Source organism: Rhizobium sp. BR 314, assembly GCF_047445805.1.
In the GTDB taxonomy this organism is placed as follows: Bacteria; Pseudomonadota; Alphaproteobacteria; order Rhizobiales; family Rhizobiaceae; genus Rhizobium; species Rhizobium lusitanum_B.
In genome coordinates this window covers 44,195-69,856 of the sequence record NZ_JARWLA010000020.1, presented here as the reverse complement: position 1 = coordinate 69,856, position 25,662 = coordinate 44,195, and the positions used below count along the sequence as shown (strand labels likewise).

Below are 25,662 nucleotides of genomic sequence, written 5' to 3'. Positions count from 1 at the left end.
GTTTAGCTTTGACAGAAACGGCCGCAACGATTAAGGGGACCGGCTGATATTTCCCTTAAAACGCCGGCTTCCCCGGCATTGCCGAATTTTCATTCGGCCATTCATGAGGCTTTGACAGTGGCGAAAGCGGAACTTGGAACAAAACGTACCGACCCGGATACCGGCAAGAAGTTCTATGACTTGAACCGGGATCCGGTGATCTCGCCCTATACCGGCAAGTCCTGGCCCTTGTCCTTCTTTGAGGAAACCTCCGCAGCGAAGGAAGTTCCGGAAGAAGAGGAAGTGGCCGAAGTCGATACCGAAAACACGGAAGTCGAACTGGTATCGCTCGAGGACGCCGATGAGGCTGCAACCGGCGACGATATCCCGGATATGGGCGATGACGATGTCGAAATCGGCGACGATGACGACGACACCTTCCTCGAAGCTGACGAAGACGAAGATGACGACGACATGAGCGACATCATCGGCGTCACCGGCGACGACGACGACGTTTGATCTGACGACAATCGGCTCGGGAACAAAGAAAAATTTCCCGGGCCGAATTTTTCGGCTTGCTATCTGTGAAAACCACAAGTAATAAGCCGCCACCCCGACGGGCGAAGCGCTCGGAAGGGACCCAGGGCCGGTAAAACGGCACCATCTTGATGGGGCTATAGCTCAGCTGGGAGAGCGCTTGCATGGCATGCAAGAGGTCAGCGGTTCGATCCCGCTTAGCTCCACCAAAATCTTTTCCATTGAAAACTCCGTAAGAAAACCAAATGGCTAGGCTGAGCAGCACTCCGTGCTGAGTACCCACGAAAGAACCCATTGCGAGTACCCAAGCGTTTCTGTGGATGAGACCAAGCAAAAGCGAGAATCACCAAGCGGGAAATCTCTTGCTCTTCCACATGTGATCCTGGGCCGAGGATATGGGCCGAAGGCCAAAAGAAAACGGTGGGCGACCCTCGTAGCTTATATCCGCGTGTCTTCCACTGGACAGAGCCTAGAAGTGCAGCGAGACAAGATGCTGGCTTTGGGTGTCGAACCAGACCACATCTTTGAAGAGAAGCGTTCCGGCGTGGACAGCGATAGGCCGGCCCTGAAAGAAGCGCTCCGCTTTGCCCGCAAGGGGGGACACCTTTGTGGTGACCAAGATTGACCGCTTGGCCCGCTCAGCTACAGACCTCTTGAACACCATCAACGAACTAAAGGCCAAGGGTGTATCCTTGAGCGCCGATCGCCTCTAGCTCTCCGGAATTTTATGGACAAAATAGCGCTCAATGCGAAGCTTCTGAATTTCGCCCGAACGTTAGCTCCGCGATGCCCATTTCTAAGCATTTATGGGCAACGCGGGCGGATCCATGCGACATTTGGTGGAACACGATTTTATGACTAAAAAATCCTGAAATGGTTTCAGAGCATTAACCGAGATCGAACCTTTTCATTAATTGAAATTTATTCTGGTGTATTTACATTGCCAACACACGGCCGTATTCGATCGCTAGTAAAAGTACGTCGCACAAATCATCTAACGTGCGATTGAATGGAGAATGAGATGTCCGCCCTTAAGAAAACCAAAACCGTCAATCTACGGATTGAGCCGGAAACGCACGAACTCATTGCGCGAGCTGCCGAAGTTTGCGGAAAGAGCATTACTGCGTTTATGACTGAGGCATCTGTCTACTCCGCTCAAGAAGAGTTGCTGGACCAGCGATTCATAGGGGTATCTGCAGATGTTTTTGAGGCTGTAAGCGATCAACTTGCAGCACCGGGTGTCGCTAGGGATAACCTTGTCAAACTATTCCAGACCAAAGTGGAATGGATGGATTGACTTTTGTCCTACAGAAAGCCTTGCCCAATTAGTAGTCAGCACATCCTCGAGGGTTTTTCGTCAGGGAAGCCCTCGTTGGATGACTGGCTCAAAGATATGGCGCTTTATAACCAAGAACAGGGATATACCCGAACGTTTGTTATTGCAGACGAGGCTTATCACGTCGTTGGCTATCATTCTGTTTGCGCTGGTATGATACATCGAAACGATGTTTCCCGTTCGGTCAAAGGCACCCAAGCCCCTACTGAAATTCCAGTAGCAGTTTTGGCTCGGCTGGCCGTTGCTACTGAACATCAGGGGAGCGGGCTGGGCAAAGCGCTCTTAAGAAACGCTTTAATGAGCATAGTGTCGGCTGCCCAATTAGTAGCTTTCCGTGGCGTTGTCGTAAACGCGCTCGACGACGATGCCATGTCCTTTTACAAAAAATTTCATTTTCAAGAAACCAAGAATACGGAACGGCGTCTAATTCTACCCGCCAAGGATATTATTGAATCACTGAATCAGGCTACTTCCTAAGCCGTAGCATAGTCCATCTACGTGCTTTGGGCTCTGTAGCTAAGCATCAAAGCGGATATTCGCTTTTCACAGCGGCGAACTCCTGGTTACTGGACCAGGAGGCCTCCGTTCCAGGCCTGCGGTCTTTCGAGTGCCCTGAGTTGTTCCCGCGCTTGTCCGAATTCTTTAATACTATACCAAAGACATGTTCATACTATCGGCAGACGTTAACATACTGCCAGCCCGATCTAAGAGATAGGTGACGTATTGTACCGGAGACATGGGTAACACTTTCCGTTTTGAAGCGGGAGGTGCTGATGCCGTGGAGAGAGGCTTCGATGATGGAGGAACGTCTACGATTTGTCGCCCGGCTGCTTGAGGGCGAAGGCATGAGCGAAGTGTGCCGGGAGTTCGGCATTTCGCGCAAGACCGGCTACAAGATCTTCAACCGCCACAAGGACGAAGGCCTGGAGGCGCTCACGTATCGCGTAATAGGCTCGGCTAAGCCGTTCCTCATATTTTTCCGTAAAGCCTGGATGGATCGCTTCCAGCTCCTGCACAAGACAGGTCACCAAGATAGACATTCCATACTTGGCATCGTGGATCTGCTCTTCGATCGTGCCGCGGTCTGACACATGCTCTCCTAAAGTCATCGGGAACATTATATTAGCCGATCATACTATATCCACCAGTGCGAGAAATGTAGGGATTATCGACCGCGTCAGACTCACCTTCGATCATTCTTGCCTAATGCCGCCATCCGACGCATTCTCCCTTCGTCCATGGGAGGAGCAATGGAAAGACTGGCTATCGTTCTGGCTGCAGCGCTCTTGTTGGCGCCGACATCCTCGTGGGCGCAGAATACACCCTGCAGCGGTCATAAAGGCGGCATCAACCATTGTCAGGGCAACACCTTCGTCTGCAACGACGGATCAGTCAGCGGGAGTAAGAAATCTTGTCCGGCATATACTGGCGGCATCGGTATGGCGGCAGGTCTCATGGAATCAGGGTCGACGGAAATGGCACCGACGGAAACCGGCGACTGTTCATGCGACAGCGGCAAATATTGCACCGGCCCTCGCGGTGGCCGCTATTGCATGACCCACGAAGGCACAAAGAGCTATATGCGACACGACTAAACGGTGGTTCGAGGGTGCGAACGAACGTCGTCTGAGCTATGCCGACGAAAAGCAAAGGTGAATATGAAGCCTTGGATTGGCTTCGCCGGCTATATCCACACAGGAATACCGGCTGCTTCGAGCAAAGTGGCGCCCTAGTACTTCCGCTCGTTGGTCTTGTCGAGGATAACCAGAATCTCAACGCCTCTGCCGGCAGCTCGCTGGAGCACGTGGATGACCGGGAGGGATGTAAAGCCGTTAGCCTGCACCCGGATGGAGAATTCTGCTCGGCCTATAGCGCTAACAATTCGTCCCTCACATTGCTCGGCTGGGGTAAAGCAAACGGAAACTCCAGCCGCAACAGGCTGAGCGGCATACGCGTAGGGCGTGGCAAACAGCAAGGGAGCATGGCTGCATTGAATCTCATGCGCGATAGACAGAGCCTATGCGTTAAGATCGAGCTGTACGGCAGCAGCCTCAGGCCTGGCCTTGAGCTTCCTTTGCGAGCGAGTCTTGGAGGTTTTGAGAGCGGGAGCGGAAACCTCTGGAAGCTCAGCAAGCAGCATTCCATTTGCGGTAGCCACCTTGACCCCATCGGTTTCCTTCGGGGTGTCCACACTGGGCTTCGGCGTGGAGATCGTGGGCGGCATGGCAGAGGCCGTAGCGGGTGCAAATCGAATCATGCTTGTTACTCCTTTATGTTCCCTTTATGTTCTTTAGATGATGGGAGTCAATGAGCCAAGACGTAGGCTAGTATGAGACACCGAAAAGGGATCACGCTTCTACCAATGGGACACAGTGACTACGAGCAGACACTTGGAGGTCTACCGCAGTGGTACGAACTTAGTGCCGCCTGCTCGGTTTGCGGAAGGACTGCCTCGGTGGATCGTCACGAGATGCGGAGGCGCTTCGGGGGTAGCAAGAAGGTCGGCTCGTTGGCGGGCAAGCTTGCGTGCAGGAGGTGCGGCAATAAGGTGGGCAATAAGTTGCTCGTTGGGATGATGCCGAGGGACTGACGTGTGGACGTGGGTAATTGCAGTCGCCTCGGCCTTCTGACGAAATTTTGGGGTCACGTATTCGAGAGGCCACCTCCTGGTAGTGTCCACACGAATTTCCCCCACCAGGGTGCGGGCTCGATTGGATCAAGCCCCAGTGAGTCTCTTCAATATGCTGTAAAACAGTCTCACACGAGTGCCGCTGACATTTTGAGACTAATAGCATCTCCTAGTCTGGGAATTATGTGAGACTACGAGGAGGCCGCAATGGCAACCGTGCAGATTGGCTATTCCCGTACATCCACCACCGACCAGAAGGCCGGGCTCGATGCTCAACTCCGAGACTTGCAAGCTGCCGGCTGCACCAAGGTTTTCAAAGAGCAGCTATCCTCGGTTGCAAACGAGAGGCCCGAGCTTGAGCGCGCCCTTGAGTTTGTCCGAGAGGGCGATGTGCTGGTGGTCACGAAGCTTGACCGCCTTGCCCGCTCAGTGGCCGACCTCGTGGCAATCACCGAGACCTTGAAGGCAAAGGGCGTCGAGCTTCGCATTCTGGCCCTCAATCTGGATACCTCTACGCCCACCGGAAAGCTCATGCTAAACCTACTGGGATCTATTGCGGAGTTTGAGCGAGAGCTGATGCTGGAGAGGCAGCGTGAAGGCATCGCCAAGGCCAAGGCAGACGGCAAGTATAAGGGGCGAGCGCCTACGGCCCGCAGTAAGGTAGACGAGGTGCTGGCCATGAAGGCGGCGGGCAAGAAGATCGCGGACATTCAGGCGGCCTTGAAGATCAGCAGGGCGAGTGTTTTCAGGATACTCAAGGAGGCGGCTTGAGAGCCGAGTTGCCGGGTCACTGCTTACGATCCTTGGGCTGCCAACGAGACATCTCATTTGCTAAGAGCGCCTGGTATCCCTCATCGCCTGACGGTGGCTCCACATTGACCGCCACAGCAACCATTTCCTTTAAGTCGGGATCGATGGGTGAAACTGCTTTGACGTACACGCGGGCTCTGCATCCGTTTCCGAAAGAAGAGTAGGCGAATAGTGCGCAGTTATTTTCGAGTCGGCTGGCTTGTGTCGGCCCAAACCCATCAAGATCAAGCACCCGGACATCATCCGGCTGGCCAATCGATAACGCCGGTAAGTCGGCCCATACCGCGAAATTCGCGCCGTGGGTTCTTCTGTGGTATTCGGCATTCCCGGACAAATAGCGAGCGCTAGAATTTGAGACCTATCTGAAATCCCATTCCGGTAGAGTATTTGCAAAGAAAAGGCTTCTCTAGAAGTCGGCCTGCTATCGCTAGTCAACATTATCGATGACATTCCGCATCTCCCCAACTTCATGCTAGCCTCCGATCTCCCGCAACTCACCTCGATTCGCCTCATGACCAGACAGCGCCGCCGTCGCCTCATTAAGACCCGCCGTACGGTGACGGGGTTGGTACTCGTTGCCTCGATTGCATTTCTGGCTGGTATGACCGATGCCGTCGGCCTGATGCTGACGGGGAACTTCGTATCCTTCATGACGGGCAACACGACGCGGGCGGCGATTGCGCTCGGGACGGGGGATTTCGGTCATGCCTTGGTGCTGTTTTCCGCCATCCTGACCTTCATAGGCGGCAATGCGCTGGGTATCGTTATCGCTCATATGGCCGATCGGCGGGCCTTCGTCGTGCTGGCCTGCGTCAGCATTCTTCTGGCAGCTGCGGCCGGCTTTGCGGAGCCGGCGTTGGTTCTGGTGCAGTTCTTTCTCGTGGTGCTCGCCATGGGCCTGGTCAACGCCACGGTCGAGCATATTGAAGGCCTGCCGATCGGGCTTACCTATGTCACGGGCGCACTCTCGCGATTCGGCCGCGGCATCGGCCGTTTCCTGCTGGGCGAGCGGGATTTTGCCTGGACGGTGCAGATCGTGCCCTGGAGCGGCATGATATCGGGCGCCGTCATCGGCGCGCTTCTTGCCCGTAACTTTGGGGCACATGCGCTCTGGCTGGTGTCGATGGTCGCCCTTGCGCTGGCGCTATCGACGCTCTTCATCCCCCGCCCGCTGCAGCGCCGCTTCAATCAGCGCTTTGTGGCGGCGGCTCCGCTGGCGCGACGATCGAAATAGCCACATTGCGGTGCACAAAAATCTGCTAGGGAGAAACCGAATCGTTTTCTGCCGACAAGCGTAAGGATGTGCCGTGTTTGTTTTTTCGAAACTTGTCTGGATTTTCGGTCAGCCGCTGTCGCTGGCATTCCTCCTCGGCCTTTTGGCCTTCATCGCCGGACTCCTGCGCTGGCGGGCTACGATGCTCACTACCTCGCTGCTGTCCGCTGTCGTCCTGTTCGTCACGCTTTATACGACGGCGGGCGCCTATGTGGTGCAAGGGCTAGAGGAGCGCTTTCCGAAGCCTGCCGCCGACCCTGCTGATCTCAAATGCATGATCGTGCTCGGCGGCGCCACGCAGAACGAAGTGACGACGGTGCGGGGCGGCTACGAGCTTGATTCGGCCGGCGACCGCCTCATCGAGGCGCTGCGTCTCGCGCAGAAATACCCGCAGGCCCGCATCGTCATTTCGGGCGGCGACGGGTCGATCGGCGGCTCCTATGAGGGCGATGCCGTCATCTCCGAGCGCTTCTTCACCGCCCTCGGCATTTCGACGAGCCGCATGATCGAGGACAAGACCTCGCGCACCACCTTCGAGAATGCCGTCAACACCAAGGAGCTGCTGGCACAGAACGGGCTTTCGGATTGCCTGCTGATCACCTCGGGCTTCCACATGCCGCGCTCCATGGGCATTTTCCGCAAGCAGGGCATTTCCGTCGTGCCGTGGCCGGTCGATTATCGCAGCACCGGCAAGGAAACGCCCGGCTTCGATTTCACCCAGCCTTCGCGTAATGCGCAGCTGCTGGCGACCGGCCTGCGCGAATGGGCCGGCCTGGTCGGCTACTACGCCGTCGGCCGCACCTCTGCGCTCTACCCCGCGCCATAACGCGCGCTCCGGATCGTAGCCACGTGAGTCCCGACCGCAATGGCGTTTCGGGACCGCGCCTACGTATCCGCGCCGTAAAGCCTACTTCTGGGATATGGTGACGAATTTGGTGCCTCGCACTCGGACGGTGATTTCGCAGACTGCCTCGCCATCCTTCCGGTCGCAGAAGCGCGGATGCATCTTCATGACCAGAACCATGTTGCCGAAGCGCTGGATGAAATCGTAGCCGTAGATCTTCGCCGTGGCTATCATAAGGTAGCCGCCTTCGGCGACCTGGACATAGAAATTATAGGGGCAGCCTTCGTCGGTGCAGTAGGGTCCTTTTTCGCCCTTGCAGGTGATCTCGCCCTCATTGATGACGATATCCATCAGCTTGTCGTTGTTGATGTCCTGCTGCGTTGCGAAGTGTTCGCCGAAGCTCACCTGCCCGTCGCAACTCTTGGTGAAGTGATCCTTCTCGAAAGCCACCGGATCCTGAAGGATCGACTGTTGCGCCTGCGCTGCAGCCGGCATGATCACGAATGCGATGAGGTTGATGATGACGATCAGCAGGGATTTCACGGGGGATTCCTCTTCGAAGCGCCGTCACGGCCAAATCGACCGCCGTAACCGCTGCGACATCTTTGCACGCACCTGCTTGCGTGGCCCTTGCGGTCATGATTCATTTCATGAAAATTGCCGTTGGAGCATGATGCCGAAAAATCATCCGGCTCCAGCGCCCCGTTGGAGTTCTCGATGTCGCTTCTCTCGTTCCTTGACTACGCCGGCGTCGCCCTCTTTGCCGCCACCGGCGCACTCGCGGCGTCGCGCAAACAGCTCGATCTGATCGGCTTTCTGTTCTTTGCCGCAGTGACCGGCATAGGCGGCGGCACGCTTCGGGATATCATCCTCGGCCGCGTTCCGGTCTTCTGGGTGCTGAACCCGACCTATATCATCATCTGCGCCATCGTCGGCGTGCTGTTTTTCTTCACCGCGCATCTGTTCGAATCACGCTACCGGCTGCTGATCTGGCTCGACGCGGTGGGCTTGTCGGCCTATTGCGTGATGGGGGCCGCCAAGGGCATGGCGGCGACGGGATCGCCGACGGTCGCCATCGTCACCGGTGCGCTGACGGCCACTTTCGGCGGCATCCTGCGCGATCTGCTGGCGAATGAGCCCTCGGTGCTGCTGCGGCCGGAGATTTACGTGACGGCGTCCATCGTCGGCGCCGGTGTCTTCACCGCGGCCAATGCGACGGCGTTGCCTCTCTTCGTATCGGCAGGGCTCGGCGTTGCAGCGGCCTTCGCGGTGCGGGGAGGGGCGCTCTGGTTCGGTTGGACCTTCCCGACCTATCATCATAGGCCCGGCCGGCATCCGGATGACGTGATGTAAAAGAGGCTTTTGGCTGCGGGCGCCCGAGCGAAGGCGCCTTAACGCTGCTGCTTGCGGCGCAGGCGGATCACTACGTCGACATGGGCGATTTCCATGCCCTGCGGCGGCTCTGGCAGATTCCCGATCGTCAGATTGCTGATCGGGATATCCAGCACTTCGTTGTGACCTTCCACGAAAAAGTGATGGTGGTCGGAAACGTTGGTGTCGAAATAGGTCCTGGCGCTCTCGACGGCAAGCACGCGGATCAGGCCGGCTTCGGTGAACTGATGCAGCGTGTTGTAGACGGTGGCGAGCGAAACCGGAACGCCCGCGGCAACCGCTTCCTCGTGAAGCTCTTCCACGGTCAGGTGGCGATTTCCCTTGGCAAAAAGAAGATCTCCCAGCGCGATCCGCTGCCTGGTCGGCCTTAGGCCTACATTGCGCAGCCTGCTCTCGATCGCGATTTCGGCTTCTTCCGCCATTCAGGGACTCCGGATTCCTGATCTCTATAAATCTTTACTAAGCCATATAACTTTTGCCTTGATTGCTTTCAATAGTTTCAATGGGGTGGGAAGGTGCTCAAAAGCCGCAAAAAACGGGCTTTTGCCGCATTTGGCTCTGGTAGCGGCTCTGGCGTTCCTGTATGCGACCACCACATAAGGGCTAGTGCGTTTAATCGGAAGGATGAATGAAGCTGCAATGCTTTCGCTTCATTTTCCCTCCATCTTGCACTAAAGCTTCAAATCCATCGGCATTCCTGCGGGGGAAACGAAATTTTATGACGACGAGACAATCCAGCTTCAACTACGAGGAAATCCTGGCCTGCGGCCGCGGCGAGCTGTTCGGCCCCGGCAATGCACAGCTTCCCCTGCCACCGATGCTGATGGTCCATCGCATTACCGAAATTTCCGAGACCGGTGGCGCCTTTGACAAGGGCTTCATCCGCGCCGAATACGATGTGCGCCCGGATGACTGGTACTTCCCTTGCCATTTTGCCGGCAATCCGATCATGCCCGGCTGCCTCGGCCTCGACGGCATGTGGCAGCTCACCGGTTTCTTCCTCGGCTGGCTCGGCGAGCCCGGCCGCGGTATGGCGCTTTCGACTGGCGAAGTGAAGTTCAAGGGCATGGTTCGCCCGGACACCAAGCTTCTCGAATACGGCATCGACTTCAAGCGCGTCATGCGCGGCCGCCTCGTCCTCGGCACGGCCGATGGCTGGTTGAAGGCCGACGGCGAGACCATTTATCAGGCGACGGACCTGCGTGTAGGCCTGTCCAAGGACAAGGTTGCCTGATTTTGCGGCTTCGCCGCCTCCACCAAGACAGACTGTTTAAGAAAAGGTCATCGATATGAGACGGGTTGTTGTTACGGGTCTGGGTATTGTCTCTTCGATCGGAAATGATGCTCAGGAAGTGGCTGCCTCGCTGCGCGAAGCCAAGTCCGGTATTTCTTTCTCTCCCGATTTCGCCGAGCATGGCTTCAAGTGCCAGGTCTGGGGCGCCCCGAAGATCGATACGGCCGAGCTGGTGGACCGCCGCGCCATGCGCTTCCTGTCGCAGGGTGGCGCCTGGAATCACGTCGCCATGAAGCAGGCCATTGCTGACAGCGGCCTTGAGGAAAGCGACATCACCAACGAGCGCACCGGCATCATCATGGGCTCTGGTGGCCCGTCGACGCGCACGCTGATCGAAGCTGCTGACATTACCCGCAAGAACAACAGCCCGAAGCGTATCGGCCCCTTCGCCGTGCCGAAGTCGATGTCGTCGACCGCTTCGGCGACGCTTGCGACCTGGTTCAAGATCCACGGCGTCAACTACTCGATCTCCTCCGCATGCTCGACCTCGGCGCACTGCATCGGTAACGCCGCTGAAATGATCCAGTGGGGCAAGCAGGACGTGATGTTCGCCGGCGGCCACGAAGATCTTGACTGGACCATGTCGAATCTCTTCGACGCCATGGGTGCGATGTCTTCCGACTTCAACGAGAATCACCCGGAAACCGCCTCGCGGGCTTATGACGCCAAGCGTGACGGCTTCGTCATCGCCGGCGGCGCCGGCGTACTGGTTCTGGAAGAGCTGGAACATGCCAAGGCCCGCGGTGCCAAGATCTATGCCGAAATCGTCGGCTACGGCGCCACTTCGGACGGTTATGACATGGTCGCTCCGTCTGGTGAGGGCGCCGTGCGCTGCATGCGCCAGGCGCTGGCCACCGTGAAGGGCGATATCGACTACATCAACACCCACGGCACCTCGACGCCAGTGGGCGACAGCAAGGAAATCGGTGCGATTCGCGAAGTCTTTGGCGACAAGATCCCGCCGATCCAGTCGACCAAGTCGCTGACGGGCCATTCGCTCGGCGCAGCAGGCGTTCAGGAATCGATCTATTCGATCCTAATGATGCAGGAGCGCTTCATCGGCGAAAGCGCCCATATCACCGAACTCGATCCGGAATTCGCAGGCGTGCCGATCGTGCGCAAGCGCATCGACGATGCCAAGATCGACATCGCTCTTTCGAATTCCTTCGGTTTCGGCGGCACCAACGCCACGCTCGTATTCCAGCGCTACAACGGATAAGGCAATGACGGGAATCATGCAGGGTAAGCGCGGCCTCATCATGGGCGTCGCAAACAATCACTCGATTGCCTGGGGCATTGCAAAGGCGCTCGCCGCCGAAGGTGCGGAGCTGGCTTTCACTTTTCAGGGCGAGGCGCTCGGCAAGCGCGTCAAGCCGCTCGCAGCCGAACTGGGCTCGGATTTCATCCTGCCGTGCGATGTCGAGGATCTTGCTTCCGTCGATGCCACCTTCTCGGCGATCAAGGAACGCTGGGGCAAGCTGGATTTCATCGTTCACGCCATCGGCTTTTCCGACAAGAACGAGTTGAAGGGGCTTTATGCCGACACCACGCGGGACAATTTCACCCGCACCATGGTGATTTCCTGCTTCTCGTTCACCGAGGTCGCCAAGCGCGCCGCCGAACTGATGACGGAAGGCGGCAGCATGCTGACGCTGACCTATAACGGCTCGACGCGCGTGATCCCGAACTACAACGTCATGGGCGTCGCCAAGGCGGCGCTTGAGGCTTCCGTTCGCTATCTCGCCGCCGACTACGGCCCGCGGGGCATCCGCGTTAACGCCGTTTCCGCCGGCCCGATCCGCACGCTGGCCGGTGCCGGCATTTCCGATGCCCGCGCCATCCTGTCTTGGAACCAGCGCAACGCGCCGCTGCGCAAGTCTGTTACCATCGATCAAGTCGGTTCGTCGTCGCTATACCTGCTGTCGGATCTGTCGGCAGGCGTTACCGGCGAAATTCATTTCGTCGATGCAGGCTACAACATCACCTCGATGCCGACGCTGGAAGCGCTGTCGAGCGCGGATGCGGAATGATCCTCGGCGCTACAGCATCGGCTCGAAAATCGGAATCGATTTTCGGAAAGCCTGATGCGTAGATTCGAAGAGTTGGAGCGTCCGTTGTGCTTCCTAAAGGAAGCACGGGGCGCTCTAGGGGTTGAAACGACCTCGTCGAGTGCAAATTTGTATTGGGTTGGGCCGCCGCGTGCGGCCCTAAGCTTTTGTGGAGGTCGGCTATTGGATCAGAACTGCATCTTCTGCCGCACAGAGGAATTGACCATCCTTGCCGAAAATCCCTTGGCCTTTGCGATCAGGGATAAATTCCCGGTCCGGCCATTGCATACGCTGATTATTCCGAAACGCCATGTGACGGATATTTTCGCGAGTGATGCCGATGAGCGGGAAGCCATTCACGAACTCGCCCTGCAGTGCCGGCAGGTCATCGGCAACGAAGACCCATCCGTCAGCGGATTCAATTTCGGCTCGAATATTGGTCACGCGGCCGGCCAGAAAATCTTCCATGCCCATGTCCACCTGATCCCGCGTCGGCTGGATGAGGCGGAGTTGCCGACGGCGCGGCCGGATTGAGTGGCGACAGCGGCGAAATATTTAGGATGTGTCATGACAACTGCCGATAACGAAAGCCTTGCCTCTACGGACCGCCTCATCCTGCGCAAATTCGCTCCGGAGGATTTCGCAGCCTACAGCTCCTATCGCTCGCAGCCCGAAATCTATCGTTTCCTCTATCGCGATCCTCCTTCGCCAGAGGCGATGAGGGAACGTTTCGACGCTCGCTTGACGTCCTCATTCAGCGAAGACGGGGATACGCTGTTATGTGCTGTCATCCGGCGGGAGGATAATGCTTTGGTGGGTGACGTCGGCCTGACATTCACCAACAAGGCCGCCCAGCAGGCTGAACTCGGCTACATCTTCAACCCCGTCTATGCCGGCAAGGGCTACGCTACTGAAGCCGCTGCGGCCATTATCAGCCTCGGTTTCGAAAAATTCGGCTTCCACCGGATCTTCGCGCGGCTGGATGCGAAGAATGCCGGATCGGTTGGCGTTGTCGAGCGGCTGGGCATGCGTCGCGAGGCGCTCCTGATCGAAAGCGATCGCTTCAATGGCATCTGGGGCGATGAATGCGTCTATGCGGTTCTTTGCCGGGAGTGGTCCGAAAAGAATCGGGCCAGATCGCGATAGCTGTCAGCCCATCGGTTTCGCCGGTGTCGTGATATGGTCCGCAACAGGCCTGGATCAGGCGCTAGGCGAGAATCGATAATGCCCCGTCCGCTGATAGGCAAACAGCGTGTCGTCCTCGCTCGCCCCGGCGCCAATGTTCTGGATCACCAGCGGCCGCCCCGGCACCTCCGCTGACGTTTTCGATGAGACGATGACGATATGGGTGAGATTGCCCGGAAGCATCTGTGTGACGAGGTCGCCGGCACGATAGCTCGCGAAATCCTCGGACAAGGACAGGGCCGTTTTCCGTCTGGTGAAATAGGCGGCAAGATTAGGGACGCGGCGGTGGTCGATATTGGGATCGGGCGCCTTCATGCCCCACGCCTTGGGGTAGGCGGCAAAATTGGCCTTCATGTCTTCGTGCAGCAGCTTTTGCAGATCGAGCCCGAAGGCATGGCGATAGGCACGGATGACGACGTCGGTGCAAACGCCGCGATCCGGAGGCACATCGCCGCCTGGATAGGCCAGTCTGACATAGGTGGGGTCATAGCGCGTGGTGACGCCAATCTGAGCCCTTGCTGCCTGTACCAGAGACGATGGCCAGGTTGGCGCAATCGTTGCGGCCCGGCTCATTGCTGGTACTGCCGAAGCGACGGCCAGAAGGCCAGTTTGCAGCACCATGCGGCGCGTGACTTCAATCATCGGCTTCCCCCTCTCCTGGCCACAGCGGCATGAACATCTCAGGCGGCAATACGAACCTTCCTTCAAATAGAGGCGAATCTATGGGTGGTTCACGCAAGGGTGGAGTGCTGCTCGTTGCCCCTGTCCTCGGCGCTTTGGAGCATGAGCGGCGGGCACAGCGCCCGAATCGGGCGCGTTAACGGGTATTCGATAAGATTTTACGAAAATTTTAGGTTAATTCTATCTTGCCGGGGATGGCCCGTTACGACCGGCCGGAATTCCGATACAAGGCACGCATTCAACAGTATCTCCTGCATGTCCATCGGCATTCATTGACCATTTACGGGAACCCCAGCCGTGAACACCATAACTGTTGCCAGCTCCAAGCCGCTCGATCCACTGGACGAGACGACATCGCTCGAAACCGCTGCCACCAGGAGAGAATTGGGGCCGGATCTGTTGCGGGCGCTTGCCATCCTGCTCGTCATGCTCGCGCATCTGCCCGTCGAAGCGACGCCGCTGCTTTTGGCTGAAATCAGGCCCTATGGCTGGATCGGCGTCGACATCTTCTTCGTGCTCAGCGGCTATCTCATCGGAGGCCAGTTGATGGCGGAGGCCACGCGCCGCAGCGCCGTCGATTTCAGGGCTTTCTACCTGCGCCGGGCATTCCGCATATTGCCCGCCTTTCTGCTTGTGCTCGCCTTCTACACATTCATCCCGTCGCTGCGGGATGCACCGACGATGCAGTCGGCCTGGCGGTTTCTGACCTTCACTGTCAATTTCGGGCTCGACCCCCGCCTTGGCGGCACTTTCACAGAAGCTTGGTCGCTAAGTGTCGAGGAGCATTTCTATCTCCTCCTGCCACTGCTCGTCGTTCCGCTGAAACGTCGCGCGACCTTAGTCTTTGCGGCCTTTCTGGTCACGACCATCATGATTGCCGGCATGGGTCTGAGGTTCGCGCTATGGCAGAGCCAGGTCGGCCCCGCTGTTGAAATACAGGCCTACAGGGAGGCATTCGCCATCTATCTGAGAGATGTCTACTACCCGACCTACAATCGGCTTGATGGGCTGACCTTTGGTGTCGTGCTGGCGGCGATCCGGCTCTTCAGGCCGTTGCTGTGGGAACGGTATCTGCCGCCCTTCATCGCGCTTGGCATCGGCGGCATGGCCGTGACGGCGGCGCTCGTGATCTTTTCGATCCGAGGGCCCTTTGCAGAAACCAACTTGCCGCTGGTGTTCCAGCCCCTTGCGGGCGCGGTCGTCGGCTTTCCGCTGTTCTCGGCGGGCGTGGCTCTCATCCTCGGTGCATTGCTGGACCTACAGCCCAGGATCGGACGCTGGCACCTGCCGGCGATATCCGGCATCGCGACGCTTTCCTACAGCCTCTATCTCACCCACAAGGGTGTCTACCATCTCGACCAGATGGTCTTCGGCAGGGACAATCTTCAGGGGCTTTCCGGCTTCATCATCTATCTCGCCACCTGCTTCCTCGTGGCGGTGACGCTCTGGTTCCTTGTGGAAAGAAACTTCCTGACATTGCGGGATCACCTGATGTCCCGCTCGAACCGAACAAATTAGGTCTGGAACCTGAAAAAGGCGGCCGGTTGGCCGCCTTCGCCGCTTATTTCTTTGCCCAGAGCACCTTGAAGCGGGCGTTGCGGCAGGTCTCGCCAAACTCCTTGAAGTTTTCCGCCAGCACCGGCTCGTAGGGCAGGCCGCGATTGGCGACCAGCATCAGGCGGCCGCCACCGCGCAGGGCCGAAGCCGCCGTCTTGATCATCGCCTGGCCGAGCGAAGGCTCGGCGGCATGGCCTTCGTGGAAGGGCGGGTTCATGATGATCAGGTCATACTTGTCCTTGACCGGCTCGCTCGCCAGATCGGTCCAGAAGAAGCGCTGGGCGACCTTCGGGCAGTTTACCAGCAGGTTGGCGCGGGCAGCCTCCAGCGCGCCGTAATGGGCCTCGTAGAGGTCGATACGCGCGATCCTTGGCGACTTTGTCGCAAGCTCGACGGAAAGGTAGCCCCAGCCGGCGCCGAAGTCGGCGGCGTCGCCGGTAAAGTCGGTCGGCAGGCGTGAGGCGAGCAGCTCCGAACCGGCATCGATCCGGTCGTGCGAGAACATGCCGGCCGTGGTCGTGAAGCGCTCATCGACGCGGGTTGCCGGCTTTACCAGCTGCGCGGTCAGAGCCTTTACGTCGGCGGGGCGTGCGAACCACAGGGCGACGCCGTGATACTTCGGCATATGCTCGACTGTGAGGCCGAAGCCTTCGAGGCGCTTGCGCAGCGGCTGAATGCCATCTTCCTTTCCGCCGGCAATGACGATGAGGCCACTCTCTTTCACGCGCGAAAGCGCTTCAGCAATATAGCTCTCGTTCTCACCCTTGTGCTTGCCACAAAGCACCAGCGCGCCGTCATAGCCTTCGCCTTCGATCTCCGGCGTCACATTGATCCGCTGTGCCTGCAGCTGGCGATAAAAGGGACGGAAGCCCTGGACGGCTGAAAGCTCGGCGGCAAAGTCGCCTGGCAGCGAAAAGCCGGCCTCAGCGCCAAGAAACAGAATCCGCTCGCCTTCTCCGGGCGCGTCGACAGTACTGGAGGCAAAGGGGTGAAACAGGGTCTTCAGGGCATCGCGGCTCATGGGTGCGGTCTCGTCGTGAAAGGTGGATTTGGATCGTCGGATATCCGTGGCCTTATCGTATCTTGTGCTTGCCCCTCACCCTAGCCCTGTCTCCGTTGAAGCGGGGAGAGGGCTAGGGTGAGGGGCCGGGCACGCAGTTTCAGCGAAGGCAGCCGACGGCATTTAATATAAAAAGGGCGCGGAAAAGATCCCGCGCCCCGGAACTTGGATGAAGGCGCAGCTTACTCGGCTGCGTCGTCCTTCTTCTTGTCGGCGGCGATCTCCTGGCCGGTAGCCTGGTCGACGACCTTCATGGAGAGGCGAACTTTGCCGCGTTCGTCGAAGCCGAGCAGCTTGACCCAGACCTTGTCGCCTTCCTTGACGACGTCCTGCGTCTTCGCAACGCGCTCGGAAGCGAGCTGCGAGATGTGGACGAGGCCGTCGCGGGCGCCAAAGAAGTTGACGAAGGCGCCGAAGTCAGCGGTCTTGACAACAGTGCCTTCGTAGATCTGGCCGACTTCCGGCTCAGCCACGATCGAGTGGATCCACTTGCGGGCCGCTTCGATTTCCTTGCCGGAGGAGGAGGCGATCTTGACGGTGCCGTCGTCCTCGATGTTGATCTTCGCGCCGGTCTTTTCGACGATTTCGCGGATGACCTTGCCGCCGGAGCCGATGACTTCGCGGATCTTGTCGACCGGGATGTTCATCACTTCGATGCGCGGAGCGAATTCGCCGAGCTGGCCGCGGCTCTCGGAGATGGCCTTGGCCATTTCGCCGAGAATGTGCAGGCGGCCACCCTTCGCCTGGTTCAGAGCGACATTCATGATCTCTTCGGTGATACCTTCGATCTTGATGTCCATCTGCAGGGCGGTGATACCGGCTTCGGTACCGGCAACCTTGAAGTCCATGTCGCCGAGGTGATCTTCGTCACCCAGGATGTCGGAGAGAACGGCGAAGCGCTCTTCTTCCTTGATCAGGCCCATGGCGATACCGGCAACCGGCTTTGCCAGCGGAACGCCGGCATCCATCAGCGCCAGCGAGGTGCCGCAGACGGTCGCCATCGAGGAGGAGCCGTTGGACTCGGTGATTTCCGAAACGACGCGCAGCGTGTAGGGAAACTGTTCCGCCGTCGGCAGCATCGGATGAACAGCGCGCCATGCGAGCTTGCCATGGCCGATTTCGCGGCGGCCCGGAGAACCCATGCGGCCGGTTTCGCCGACCGAGTAGGGCGGGAAGTTGTAGTGCAGCATGAAGTTTTCTTTGTACATGCCGGTCAGGCTGTCGACGAACTGCTCGTCTTCGCCGGTGCCGAGCGTGGCAACGACGATCGCCTGCGTTTCACCGCGGGTGAAGAGAGCCGAACCGTGCGTGCGCGGCAGGAGGCCGACTTCGGAAACGATCGGGCGAACGGTCGACAGGTCGCGGCCGTCGATGCGGCTCGATGTGTCGAGGATGTTCCAGCGAACGATCTTGGCCTGCAGGTGCTTGAAGATAGCGCCGACTTCTTCAGCCGTGTACTTGGCTTCGCCTTCGGCAGGCAGGAAGTGCGCCTTCACTTTGGCCTTGACGGCGTCGACGGCTGCGTAGCGATCGGCCTTCTGGGTGATCTTGTAGGCGTCGCGCAGGTCGGCTTCAGCGAGGCCGAGCATTTCCTTCTCGAGCTCGGAATAGTCTTCCGGCTGGAAGTCGCGGGGCTCCTTGGCAGCTACTTCCGCGAGCTTGATGATCGCATCGATAACCGGCTGGAAGCCGCGGTGACCGAACATGACGGCGCCGAGCATGACGTCTTCAGCCAGTTCCTTGGCTTCGGATTCGACCATGAGAACGGCTTCCTGCGTACCAGCGACGACGAGGTCGAGGCTCGACTCGTCCATTTCGTCGAGATGCGGGTTGAGGACGTATTCGCCGTTGATGTAGCCGACGCGAGCACCGCCGATCGGGCCCATGAACGGAACACCCGAGAGCGTCAGGGCAGCCGAGGTCGCGACCATCGACAAAATGTCCGGATTGTTTTCCAGGTCATGCTGGATAACGGTTACGACGACCTGCGTGTCGTTCTTGTAGCCTTCCGGGAAGAGCGGGCGGATCGGGCGGTCGATCAGGCGGGAAACGAGCGTTTCGTTTTCGCTCGGACGGCCCTCGCGCTTGAAGTAGCCGCCGGGGATCTTGCCGGCTGCGTAGGTCTTTTCCTGGTAGTTGACGGTGAGCGGGAAGAAGTCCTGGCCCGGCTTAGGAGCCTTGGCGGAAACGACGGTCGCAAGCACCACGGTCTCGCCGTAGGTGGCAACGACGGCGCCGTCGGCCTGGCGGGCGATCTTGCCGGTTTCGAGCTTCAGCGGGCGGCCTGCCCACTCGATTTCGACGGTATGGGTATCGAACATATCTTGTCCTTACATTGTACGGGAAAAGGCGCCATCGCCGACGATTTCGGCAAGGCACGTCTTCAACCGCACGAAATGTGACGCATCACGGGCAAGACAACGAGAGGCTTTCGAAAATCGGCCGAAGCGCGAAGCTTCGGCTGAAAGCATCCGGCAATCCTGCCCCATGACAGGTCAACGGTTGTTGTTGGCAGCGCCGGCCCATCCGGGCTGCCGGCAATTTCGCATCGCGCAGACACAAGGCGCGAGGGAAACTGGTCTCAAGGGCTCATACCCTTCATAAGCATCCGGCGGACGTTCAGGTGAACGCCCGCCGGAAATTCCGTTAGCGACGGATACCGAGGCTGGTGATCAGCTTGGTATAACGGCCTTCGTCCTTCTTCTTGAGGTAGTCAAGAAGCGAACGCCGGCTGGAAACCATCGTCAGGAGACCACGACGGGAGTGGTTGTCCTTCTTGTGGTCCTTGAAGTGGTCCGTGAGGTTGTTGATGCGCTCGGTCAGGATCGCAACCTGGACTTCCGGAGAACCGGTGTCGCCTTCAGCGGTCGCGTATTCCTTGATCAGCGCAGCCTTGCGCTCAGCAGTGATCGACATCGGATAGTCCTTTCTATGAGAGGAAATTAAAGTCGCCAAACGCCGGGATGTCGTCCAGCATTGGCCGCGAATGCAATCAGGCATGCCCGATGCTGGCGCTGCCTATAAACCAAATGAGCGCCAATGGAAAGAGGGTTCTCCCCGAGGCGGTTTCCCGGCCTGTTTCAGCGTCCCGCTATGGCGTCCCGAACCATGGCGTCATACCCCTCCGGATCCTGCAGCATGGCGAAATGGCTCGCATCCTTCAGAATGACGAGCTTGGCGCCAGGGATCTCCTTTGCCATCATCTCGGTATGGTCGAGCTTCACCGCCTCGTCATGGTCGCCGATGGCAAGCGTCACCGGCACGGCGATCTTTCCGAGGTCGGCTGCCGTCCATGCTGGTTGGCTCGCCCACATCTGCGAGATCTGGCTGACGAAGGCATCGTACTCGTTGGGCGTTGGCGACAGCTTTCTGTAGTAGTCGCCGGCCACGTTGATGTAGTCGTTGAAAGTCTTGTTGTTCATGACGTCGGGCTTCACGCCGTCGGTCGTGACATTGGCGGCCTGAGCGACCACGCGCTTCAGCTTTTCGGGATGTTTCATGGCCATGTCGATGCCGATGATGCCGCCATCGGACCATCCGACGAGCGTCACCTTGCCGATCTTCAGGTAGTCGAGCAGAGCAACATAGTCCGAGGTCATCAGGTCGTAGCCGAAGGGCTGCTGGCTGCGCGTCGAGCGGCCGTGACCGCGGCTGTCGGCAACGATGACCAGGTGATCCTTGGCGAAATCGGCGACCTGGCGACCCCAGATGTCGGCATTCCCAAGTCCCCCATGAATGAAGAGGATCGGGTCACCTTCGCCATATTCGGCGTAATACATCTTGATGTCGTTGACATCGGCCATGCCGCTCGTTTTCGGCTGCGGCATTGGCGGAAATGGCGGCAGCCCGGCCCATCGCTCGGCGGATTGGGCGCTGGCGATTGCCAGAAACAGGGAAAGGAATGCCAGTATTCCGAATGCAACTCTGCGCATGTTTGCCCCCTTTGAACGGGCCACGATGGCCCGTCGGGCAGCATATCGCATCGCCATTGCCCAGCAATAGAGCGCCGTGCTTCCTTCGGAAGCACAAAGTCGCTCTATCTCTTTTACCCTACGCATAGGCCCGAAAATCGATTCCGATTTTCGGGCCTATGCGTAGTCGGCTTCTCCGGCTGATCGAAGGTCAGACGAAGACGCGCTTGGGGCGGAATTCGCCCTGGCCGATCTCGCCGATGGCGATCAGCTTGCCGCGTGCCGTGGCATAGGCCTCGGTTTCGGCGACCGGCGCATCGCGGCCGCGCACGAGAATGGGGTTGCCCATCTTCAGGCGGTGCGCTTGGTCGTCGTTGATGACGAGATGCGGCAGTGACGACAGGGCTTCCGCCGTATCGATAAGCAGAGCATCGAGCGCGGCAAGCCGCTCATCGGCATCCTCGATCTCTTCCAGTGCCACCAGATCGGCAAGCGGCACCATCGTCTCTTCAGCGAAGGGTGCGACGAAGCTGCGGCGCAGGCCGGAAATATAGCCGCGGCAGCCGAGATCGCGACCGAAATCGCGGGCCAGCGCGCGCACATAGGTGCCCTTGCCGCATTCCACTTCGAAGTGGGCAGTGTTGGCATCCGGGCAAGCCAGCAGCGTCAGCCGAAAGATCTCGACTTCGCGCGAGGGGATCTCGACCGTCTCGCCTTCACGGGCGAGGTCATAGGCGCGCTCGCCTGATATCTTGATCGCGGAAAACTGCGGTGGAACCTGCTGGATGACGCCGGTATATTTCGGCAGCAGCGCACGGATCTCCTCTTCGCTCGGACGGGCGTCCGAGGTGGCGGTCACTTCGCCTTCGAGATCGTCGGAAGCGCGCTCTTCACCCCAGGTCACGGTGAATTCATAGATCTTGCGGCCGTCCATGACGTAGGGAACCGTTTTGGTGGCATCGCCGAGCGCGATCGGCAGCATGCCGGAGGCGAGCGGATCGAGCGTGCCGGCATGGCCGGCCTTCTGGGCCTTGAACAGCCACTTGATCTTGGAAACAGCTTCGGTCGAACCGAAATCGACCGGCTTGTCGAGGATGAGCCAGCCCGAAATCGGGCGGCCCTTGGGCTTGCGTGGCTTGGACATTCTCTGTCTCTGTTATTGATCTTGGTCGTTGTCGTCTTCGAGGTCACGGCTGACCTCGGGCGAGCGCAGCAATGCGTCGATCTTCTGGTAGTTGTCGAAGCTCGTATCGTCGCGGAAGCGCACTTCCGGCATGTACTTCATCTGCCGAAGCTGCGGACCGAGGCGGCCGCGGATATATTTCGCATGGCGATTCAGCGCCTCGATCACAGCGGCGTGATCGGCAACGCCGAGCGGTGTCACGAAGGCGGTGGCGATCTTCAGATCCGGCGACATGCGCACCTCGGAAATGGAAATCACGGTGCGCTCGATCAGGTCGTCGCGCACTTCGCCACGCTGCAGAACCTGCGTGATCGCTGAGCGCACTTGCTCGCCGACGCGAAGCATGCGCTGCGAAGGCGCGGAAGAAGTTGGTCTGGTCATGGTTGTTCCGTTAGCAGCGTCCCTTGGACGCGATAAAGGGGGTCAAATGACTCGATCCGGCGCAAAGGTCAAGGCTGGACAGGGTTTGCGGCCCGCCAGAAGCCCAGAATCCTTGCGAATGCGGCATCCTGCACCTGTTGATCGGAAAAGGCGGAGGCCGGAATATAGGTGAAGAAAGACTCGAGATCGAACTCGATCCGCCCGTCGACGCGGCTGATACTGATGATTTCGCTCCAGCCGAGCCAAATCCTGGTATCCGTCGACGCCCAGGATGCACCCTGCGCATTGGCCGTTACGGTGATCGTGACACCAGGTCGAATGCGTGACCGCATTACTGCCCGCCGTCGCCGCATCGCCCATTGGGCATAAACCAGAATGAGCGCATAGATCATCAGCGAAGGCACAAGCCATATAATGGCAATGTCGGCTTCGTGGATGGAAGGCGATAGTCCGAAGACGGGGACATAGACATAGCGTCTTAGCAGATAGAAAAGAACCGGCAGGCCCGCGCCAACGGCAATCGCCGATATGAAGAACCATCCCACCTCGTTCTGGGCTTTTTGCGGGCTGCGGCGTGCTATGCGTCGGCCTGCCCGCAGCATCACCGCGACATGTTCGTCGGGCTGGCGCAGGAAGGAAACGGTGACTGAATCGTGGTCTTCAGACCCATTGGTCATGGCTTCGGTTCATCCTCGCTCGGTCGGATCCAACAAAAAACCGCCGGTCGTGGCCGGCGGTTTTGATATCGTGCAAATCGAAAGATCGCTTACAGCGTGCGGGTGATGTGCTCGACGCGGAAGCACTCGATCGTATCGCCGACGCGGATGTCTTCGTAGTTCTCGAAGGCCATACCGCATTCCTGACCCATGTTGACTTCAGAGACTTCGTCTTTGAAGCGCTTGAGGGTCTTGAGCTTGCCCTCGTGGATGACGACGTTGTCGCGCACCAGGCGGACGCCGACGCCACGCTCGACCTTGCCTTCGGTGACGCGGCAACCTGCGACCTTGCCGACCTTCGTGATGTTGAACACCTCGAGGATCTCGGCATTGCCGAGGAAGGTTTCGCGACGCTCCGGAGATAGAAGACCCGACATCGCTGCCTTCACGTCATCCACCAGATCGTAGATGATGTTGTAGTAGCGGATTTCGATGCCTTCGCGCTCTGCGAACTGGCGTGCCTGTGCATTGGCGCGAACGTTGAAGCCGATGATGGCTGCGTTCGACGCTTCTGCCAGCGAAATATCCGACTCGGTGATGCCGCCTGCGCCCGAATGGACGATGCGGGCACGGACTTCGTCGGTGCCGAGCTTGTCGAGCGCTCCGGCAATGGCTTCGATCGAGCCCTGCACGTCGCCCTTGATCACCAGCGGGAATTCCTTCACGCCGACGGTCTGCAGTTGGGTCATCATCTGTTCGAGCGAACCGCGCTGTCCGGACTGGCGGGCAGCGGCCTTGTCGCGGGCCAGACGCTGGCGGTATTCGGAGATCTCGCGGGCACGGCTCTCGTTTTCGACGACGGCGAACTTGTCGCCTGCCGCCGGTGTGCCCGACAGACCCAGAACCTCGACCGGCGTGGCCGGACCGGCTTCCTTCACATGCTCGCCCTTGTCGTTGATCAAAGCGCGCACACGGCCCCACTGATCGCCGGCAACGACGATCTGGCCCGGACGCAGCGTGCCCTTCTGAACGAGGACGGTAGCGACGGAGCCACGACCGCGATCGAGCTGAGCTTCGATGACGGTGCCTTCGGCCGTGCGGTTCGGATTGGCCTTGAGATCAAGGATTTCCGACTGCAGCAGGATGGCTTCGAGCAGCTTGTCGAGGTTGGTGCGATTCTTCGCGGATACTTCCACGTCGAGCACTTCACCGCCCATGGATTCGACGAAGACTTCGTGCTGCAGCAGTTCCGTACGGACCTTCTGCGGGTTGGCTTCGTGCTTGTCGATCTTGTTGATCGCCACGATGATCGGAACACCCGCCGCCTTGGCGTGGTTGATCGATTCGATCGTCTGCGGCATCACGCTGTCATCGGCTGCAACGACCAGGATCGCGATGTCGGTCGCCTGGGCGCCGCGGGCACGCATTGCCGTGAAGGCGGCGTGGCCTGGAGTGTCGATGAAGGTGATCTTCTGACCGTTCTGCTCGACCTGATAGGCGCCGATATGCTGGGTGATGCCACCGGCTTCGCCGGCCACCACGTTCGCATGGCGGATGGCGTCGAGCAGCGAGGTCTTGCCGTGGTCGACGTGACCCATAATGGTGACGACGGGCGGACGGGAAACCAGTTCGCCTTCCTCGTCGGCAACGTTGAAGATGCCCTGTTCGACGTCGGATTCCGAAACGCGCTTGACCGTGTGGCCGAATTCGCCGGCGATGAGTTCGGCCAGATCGGCGTCGATCACGTCGCCCGGCTTCATCATCTGACCTTCCTTCATCAGGAACTTGATGACGTCGACGGCGCGTTCGGACATGCGCTGCGACAGTTCCTGAATGGTGATGGTCTCAGGCAGGACGACTTCACGCGAAATCTTTTCGCGCGTTTCCTGCATCTGGCTGCGGCGGAACTTCTCCTGCCGGCGGCGCATGGCCGAAAGCGAGCGACCGCGCGCATTGCCGTCTTCGTCGACATTCGCCGTGGTGACCGTCAGCTTGCCGCGACGGCGTTCATCCTCGGTCTTCGGACGCGTGGTAACGGGCTTTGCCGGTTCCGGACGCACGACCTTGCCGCGTGCCGGAGCGCCGCGTGGCGGCCCACGATTTTCTTCCTCGTCGCTGCCCGGGCGACGGCGATTGGCCGGCGCTTCCGATGCGGGTGCGCCGGGGCGGGCAGGTTGCGGCGCAGAGGCATCCGGGCGTCGGGCGACGACGGGTGCTGCTGCGGGCTTTGCAGCCGGCTTCGGGGCTTCGACCTTGGCTTCGCTCACTGGAGCAGCGGCGGCTTCCGCCTTCGCTTCCACAGCGCGGGCAGCCTCTTCGGCGGCGCGGCGTGCTGCTTCAGCCTGCTCGGCGATGCGGCGTGCTTCTTCTTCCTGGCGGCGTCGTGCCTCTTCTTCGGCACGACGAATTGCATCCGCGGCGTCGCGGGCCTGGGCGTCGGCAAGCGCGCGGCGGCGGGCATCCATTTCATCGGCGGACAGATGGTTCAGAACCACCGGACGCGACGAGCGTTCCTGCTGCGGGCGCTGCTGATAGCCCTGGTTGGACTGTCCCGGCCGCTGCTGCTGGCCACCGGGCTGATGAATGCGCGGAGCCGGCTGCGGCGGGCGCGGCGGCTGCGGCGTCGGTTCAGCGACGCGCGTCACGGATGGTGCCGCAGCAGGTGCAGTCGAAGCTGTGATTGGCTTTTCGTCTTCCGGGCGCAGCGGGCGGCGCTTGCGGGTTTCAACCACGACCGCCTTGGTGCGACCGCGGCCCATGTCCTGGCGCACGGTGCCCTGGTTTACGCCTGAAGGCTTCAGGGTGAGAGTCTTCTTACCTGAAACACTCAGCGTCTTGTCGTCTTGATTGTCGGTCATTCCGTTCCCGTTCCTTCGGACAGGGTACGGAATTCTCCGTCAGACCCT

At 59.2% G+C, this 25,662-nt stretch carries 27 protein-coding genes, 1 tRNA gene and 2 pseudogenes; 18 read left to right on the top strand and 12 right to left on the bottom strand.

From position 1 onward, the window contains the following. Positions 1-117: 117 nt before the first annotated feature. The 7 genes and pseudogenes from QD461_RS22665 to QD461_RS22635 all read left to right on the top strand — a co-directional run. Complete coding sequence (locus tag QD461_RS22665) at positions 118-498, top strand: TIGR02300 family protein (RefSeq protein WP_414089758.1); 381 nt, start codon at positions 118-120, stop codon at positions 496-498. Positions 499-649: 151 nt separating this feature from the next. Further along, a tRNA-Ala gene (locus tag QD461_RS22660) sits at positions 650-725 on the top strand. Positions 726-1,006: 281 nt separating this feature from the next. Beyond that, entirely contained in the window at positions 1,007-1,141 is a 135-nt protein-coding gene (locus QD461_RS22655) for a hypothetical protein (protein WP_414089797.1), read from the top strand. After that, a complete protein-coding gene (locus QD461_RS22650) occupies positions 1,125-1,229 on the top strand; it encodes a recombinase family protein (RefSeq protein WP_414089757.1) in 105 nt (34 codons plus the stop codon). Before QD461_RS22655 ends, QD461_RS22650 begins: the two co-directional genes overlap by 17 nt. Positions 1,230-1,537: 308 nt before the next feature. Further along, complete coding sequence (locus QD461_RS22645) at positions 1,538-1,813, top strand: DUF1778 domain-containing protein (RefSeq protein WP_414089756.1); 276 nt, start codon at positions 1,538-1,540, stop codon at positions 1,811-1,813. Between the two features lie 75 nt (positions 1,814-1,888). After that, positions 1,889-2,329, top strand: a complete 441-nt coding sequence (locus QD461_RS22640; protein WP_414089755.1) for a GNAT family N-acetyltransferase — start codon at positions 1,889-1,891, stop codon at positions 2,327-2,329. Positions 2,330-2,625: 296 nt separating this feature from the next. Further along, positions 2,626-2,796 (top strand): annotated as a pseudogene (locus tag QD461_RS22635) (helix-turn-helix domain-containing protein); the annotation flags it as partial. Between the two features lie 1,073 nt (positions 2,797-3,869). Here the strand turns inward: QD461_RS22635 and QD461_RS22630 are convergent. Beyond that, the gene (locus QD461_RS22630) at positions 3,870-4,109 is read right to left on the bottom strand and encodes a hypothetical protein (protein ID WP_414089754.1); all 240 of its coding nucleotides are present in this window, start codon (positions 4,107-4,109) and stop codon (positions 3,870-3,872) included. A 579-nt stretch (positions 4,110-4,688) separates the two neighbouring features. Here QD461_RS22630 and QD461_RS22625 point away from each other — a divergent pair. The 4 genes and pseudogenes from QD461_RS22625 (at position 4,689) to QD461_RS22610 (ending at position 7,390) form a co-directional block, all read left to right on the top strand. Next, a complete protein-coding gene (locus QD461_RS22625; protein WP_414089753.1) occupies positions 4,689-5,252 on the top strand; it encodes a recombinase family protein in 564 nt (187 codons plus the stop codon). A gap of 299 nt (positions 5,253-5,551) precedes the next feature. Further along, positions 5,552-5,701: pseudogene (locus QD461_RS22620) on the top strand (GIY-YIG nuclease family protein); the annotation flags it as partial. A gap of 101 nt (positions 5,702-5,802) precedes the next feature. After that, positions 5,803-6,525: a YoaK family protein gene (locus tag QD461_RS22615; protein ID WP_414089752.1), complete on the top strand. Its 723-nt coding sequence runs from the start codon at positions 5,803-5,805 to the stop codon at positions 6,523-6,525. Positions 6,526-6,598: 73 nt separating this feature from the next. Then, positions 6,599-7,390 (top strand): YdcF family protein, encoded by a 792-nt coding sequence (locus tag QD461_RS22610; protein ID WP_414089751.1) that lies wholly within the window; start codon positions 6,599-6,601, stop codon positions 7,388-7,390. A gap of 81 nt (positions 7,391-7,471) precedes the next feature. On the opposite strand, the gene QD461_RS22605 is transcribed toward QD461_RS22610, so the two are convergent. After that, the gene (locus QD461_RS22605; protein ID WP_414089750.1) at positions 7,472-7,951 is read right to left on the bottom strand and encodes a hypothetical protein; all 480 of its coding nucleotides are present in this window, start codon (positions 7,949-7,951) and stop codon (positions 7,472-7,474) included. A gap of 174 nt (positions 7,952-8,125) precedes the next feature. Between QD461_RS22605 and QD461_RS22600 the strand changes: the two genes are divergently transcribed. After that, entirely contained in the window at positions 8,126-8,761 is a 636-nt protein-coding gene (locus QD461_RS22600; protein ID WP_184709606.1) for a trimeric intracellular cation channel family protein, read from the top strand. A 38-nt stretch (positions 8,762-8,799) separates the two neighbouring features. On the opposite strand, the gene irrA is transcribed toward QD461_RS22600, so the two are convergent. Then, positions 8,800-9,222 (bottom strand): iron response transcriptional regulator IrrA, encoded by a 423-nt coding sequence (irrA, locus tag QD461_RS22595; protein ID WP_414089749.1) that lies wholly within the window; start codon positions 9,220-9,222, stop codon positions 8,800-8,802. 296 nt (positions 9,223-9,518) lie between these two features. Here irrA and fabA point away from each other — a divergent pair, with 296 nt between their 5' ends. Genes fabA through QD461_RS22570 form a run of 5 tightly spaced genes read left to right on the top strand, consistent with a single transcriptional unit; the run spans position 9,519 to position 13,288 of the window. Then, a complete protein-coding gene (gene fabA / locus QD461_RS22590) occupies positions 9,519-10,034 on the top strand; it encodes a 3-hydroxyacyl-[acyl-carrier-protein] dehydratase FabA (RefSeq protein ID WP_004127724.1) in 516 nt (171 codons plus the stop codon). A gap of 55 nt (positions 10,035-10,089) precedes the next feature. Further along, entirely contained in the window at positions 10,090-11,313 is a 1,224-nt protein-coding gene (gene fabB, locus QD461_RS22585) for a beta-ketoacyl-ACP synthase I (RefSeq protein WP_414089748.1), read from the top strand. Between the two features lie 4 nt (positions 11,314-11,317). Then, positions 11,318-12,124, top strand: coding sequence for an enoyl-ACP reductase FabI (gene fabI / locus QD461_RS22580; RefSeq protein ID WP_184709600.1), 807 nt, complete (start codon positions 11,318-11,320; stop codon positions 12,122-12,124). Positions 12,125-12,178: 54 nt separating this feature from the next. Next, positions 12,179-12,676 carry an HIT family protein gene (locus QD461_RS22575; RefSeq protein WP_414089747.1) on the top strand — a complete coding sequence of 166 codons (498 nt, stop codon included), beginning with the start codon at positions 12,179-12,181 and terminating at the stop codon, positions 12,674-12,676. A gap of 33 nt (positions 12,677-12,709) precedes the next feature. Then, positions 12,710-13,288, top strand: a complete 579-nt coding sequence (locus QD461_RS22570; RefSeq protein WP_414089746.1) for a GNAT family N-acetyltransferase — start codon at positions 12,710-12,712, stop codon at positions 13,286-13,288. 54 nt (positions 13,289-13,342) lie between these two features. Here the strand turns inward: QD461_RS22570 and QD461_RS22565 are convergent, their stop codons facing one another. Then, complete coding sequence (locus QD461_RS22565) at positions 13,343-13,969, bottom strand: DUF1287 domain-containing protein (RefSeq protein ID WP_414089745.1); 627 nt, start codon at positions 13,967-13,969, stop codon at positions 13,343-13,345. Positions 13,970-14,305: 336 nt separating this feature from the next. Here QD461_RS22565 and QD461_RS22560 point away from each other — a divergent pair, with 336 nt between their 5' ends. After that, complete coding sequence (locus tag QD461_RS22560) at positions 14,306-15,526, top strand: acyltransferase family protein (RefSeq protein WP_414089744.1); 1,221 nt, start codon at positions 14,306-14,308, stop codon at positions 15,524-15,526. Between the two features lie 43 nt (positions 15,527-15,569). On the opposite strand, the gene QD461_RS22555 is transcribed toward QD461_RS22560, so the two are convergent. The 8 genes from QD461_RS22555 to infB form a co-directional block, all read right to left on the bottom strand. After that, positions 15,570-16,586 (bottom strand): class I SAM-dependent methyltransferase, encoded by a 1,017-nt coding sequence (locus tag QD461_RS22555; protein ID WP_414089743.1) that lies wholly within the window; start codon positions 16,584-16,586, stop codon positions 15,570-15,572. A 221-nt stretch (positions 16,587-16,807) separates the two neighbouring features. Next, positions 16,808-18,946, bottom strand: a complete 2,139-nt coding sequence (gene pnp, locus QD461_RS22550; RefSeq protein WP_184709592.1) for a polyribonucleotide nucleotidyltransferase — start codon at positions 18,944-18,946, stop codon at positions 16,808-16,810. Between the two features lie 325 nt (positions 18,947-19,271). Beyond that, positions 19,272-19,541: a 30S ribosomal protein S15 gene (gene rpsO / locus QD461_RS22545; RefSeq protein ID WP_004127740.1), complete on the bottom strand. Its 270-nt coding sequence runs from the start codon at positions 19,539-19,541 to the stop codon at positions 19,272-19,274. A 164-nt stretch (positions 19,542-19,705) separates the two neighbouring features. Then, the gene (locus tag QD461_RS22540) at positions 19,706-20,557 is read right to left on the bottom strand and encodes an alpha/beta fold hydrolase (RefSeq protein ID WP_414089742.1); all 852 of its coding nucleotides are present in this window, start codon (positions 20,555-20,557) and stop codon (positions 19,706-19,708) included. Positions 20,558-20,747: 190 nt separating this feature from the next. After that, positions 20,748-21,680 (bottom strand): tRNA pseudouridine(55) synthase TruB, encoded by a 933-nt coding sequence (gene truB, locus QD461_RS22535; protein WP_414089741.1) that lies wholly within the window; start codon positions 21,678-21,680, stop codon positions 20,748-20,750. A gap of 12 nt (positions 21,681-21,692) precedes the next feature. Further along, positions 21,693-22,100 carry a 30S ribosome-binding factor RbfA gene (rbfA, locus tag QD461_RS22530; protein WP_184709586.1) on the bottom strand — a complete coding sequence of 136 codons (408 nt, stop codon included), beginning with the start codon at positions 22,098-22,100 and terminating at the stop codon, positions 21,693-21,695. Between the two features lie 68 nt (positions 22,101-22,168). Continuing rightward, positions 22,169-22,777 (bottom strand): hypothetical protein, encoded by a 609-nt coding sequence (locus QD461_RS22525; protein ID WP_414089740.1) that lies wholly within the window; start codon positions 22,775-22,777, stop codon positions 22,169-22,171. A gap of 89 nt (positions 22,778-22,866) precedes the next feature. Then, positions 22,867-25,614, bottom strand: a complete 2,748-nt coding sequence (gene infB / locus QD461_RS22520) for a translation initiation factor IF-2 (protein WP_414089739.1) — start codon at positions 25,612-25,614, stop codon at positions 22,867-22,869. Between the last annotated feature and the right edge of the window lie 48 nt (positions 25,615-25,662).

Coding starts and splice junctions, on each gene's coding strand:
- QD461_RS22655 (WP_414089797.1), top strand. CDS start 1,007: ATGCTGGCTTTGGGTGTCGAACCAGACCACATCTTTGAAGAGAAGCGT.
- QD461_RS22645 (WP_414089756.1), top strand. CDS start 1,538: ATGTCCGCCCTTAAGAAAACCAAAACCGTCAATCTACGGATTGAGCCG.
- QD461_RS22630 (WP_414089754.1), bottom strand. CDS start 4,109: ATGATTCGATTTGCACCCGCTACGGCCTCTGCCATGCCGCCCACGATC.
- QD461_RS22625 (WP_414089753.1), top strand. CDS start 4,689: ATGGCAACCGTGCAGATTGGCTATTCCCGTACATCCACCACCGACCAG.
- QD461_RS22615 (WP_414089752.1), top strand. CDS start 5,803: ATGACCAGACAGCGCCGCCGTCGCCTCATTAAGACCCGCCGTACGGTG.
- QD461_RS22600 (WP_184709606.1), top strand. CDS start 8,126: ATGTCGCTTCTCTCGTTCCTTGACTACGCCGGCGTCGCCCTCTTTGCC.
- irrA (WP_414089749.1), bottom strand. CDS start 9,222: ATGGCGGAAGAAGCCGAAATCGCGATCGAGAGCAGGCTGCGCAATGTA.
- fabA (WP_004127724.1), top strand. CDS start 9,519: ATGACGACGAGACAATCCAGCTTCAACTACGAGGAAATCCTGGCCTGC.
- fabB (WP_414089748.1), top strand. CDS start 10,090: ATGAGACGGGTTGTTGTTACGGGTCTGGGTATTGTCTCTTCGATCGGA.
- fabI (WP_184709600.1), top strand. CDS start 11,318: ATGACGGGAATCATGCAGGGTAAGCGCGGCCTCATCATGGGCGTCGCA.
- QD461_RS22575 (WP_414089747.1), top strand. CDS start 12,179: ATGCGTAGATTCGAAGAGTTGGAGCGTCCGTTGTGCTTCCTAAAGGAA.
- QD461_RS22570 (WP_414089746.1), top strand. CDS start 12,710: ATGACAACTGCCGATAACGAAAGCCTTGCCTCTACGGACCGCCTCATC.
- QD461_RS22565 (WP_414089745.1), bottom strand. CDS start 13,969: ATGATTGAAGTCACGCGCCGCATGGTGCTGCAAACTGGCCTTCTGGCC.
- QD461_RS22555 (WP_414089743.1), bottom strand. CDS start 16,586: ATGAGCCGCGATGCCCTGAAGACCCTGTTTCACCCCTTTGCCTCCAGT.
- pnp (WP_184709592.1), bottom strand. CDS start 18,946: ATGTTCGATACCCATACCGTCGAAATCGAGTGGGCAGGCCGCCCGCTG.
- rpsO (WP_004127740.1), bottom strand. CDS start 19,541: ATGTCGATCACTGCTGAGCGCAAGGCTGCGCTGATCAAGGAATACGCG.
- QD461_RS22540 (WP_414089742.1), bottom strand. CDS start 20,557: ATGCGCAGAGTTGCATTCGGAATACTGGCATTCCTTTCCCTGTTTCTG.
- truB (WP_414089741.1), bottom strand. CDS start 21,680: ATGTCCAAGCCACGCAAGCCCAAGGGCCGCCCGATTTCGGGCTGGCTC.
- rbfA (WP_184709586.1), bottom strand. CDS start 22,100: ATGACCAGACCAACTTCTTCCGCGCCTTCGCAGCGCATGCTTCGCGTC.
- QD461_RS22525 (WP_414089740.1), bottom strand. CDS start 22,777: ATGACCAATGGGTCTGAAGACCACGATTCAGTCACCGTTTCCTTCCTG.
- infB (WP_414089739.1), bottom strand. CDS start 25,614: ATGACCGACAATCAAGACGACAAGACGCTGAGTGTTTCAGGTAAGAAG.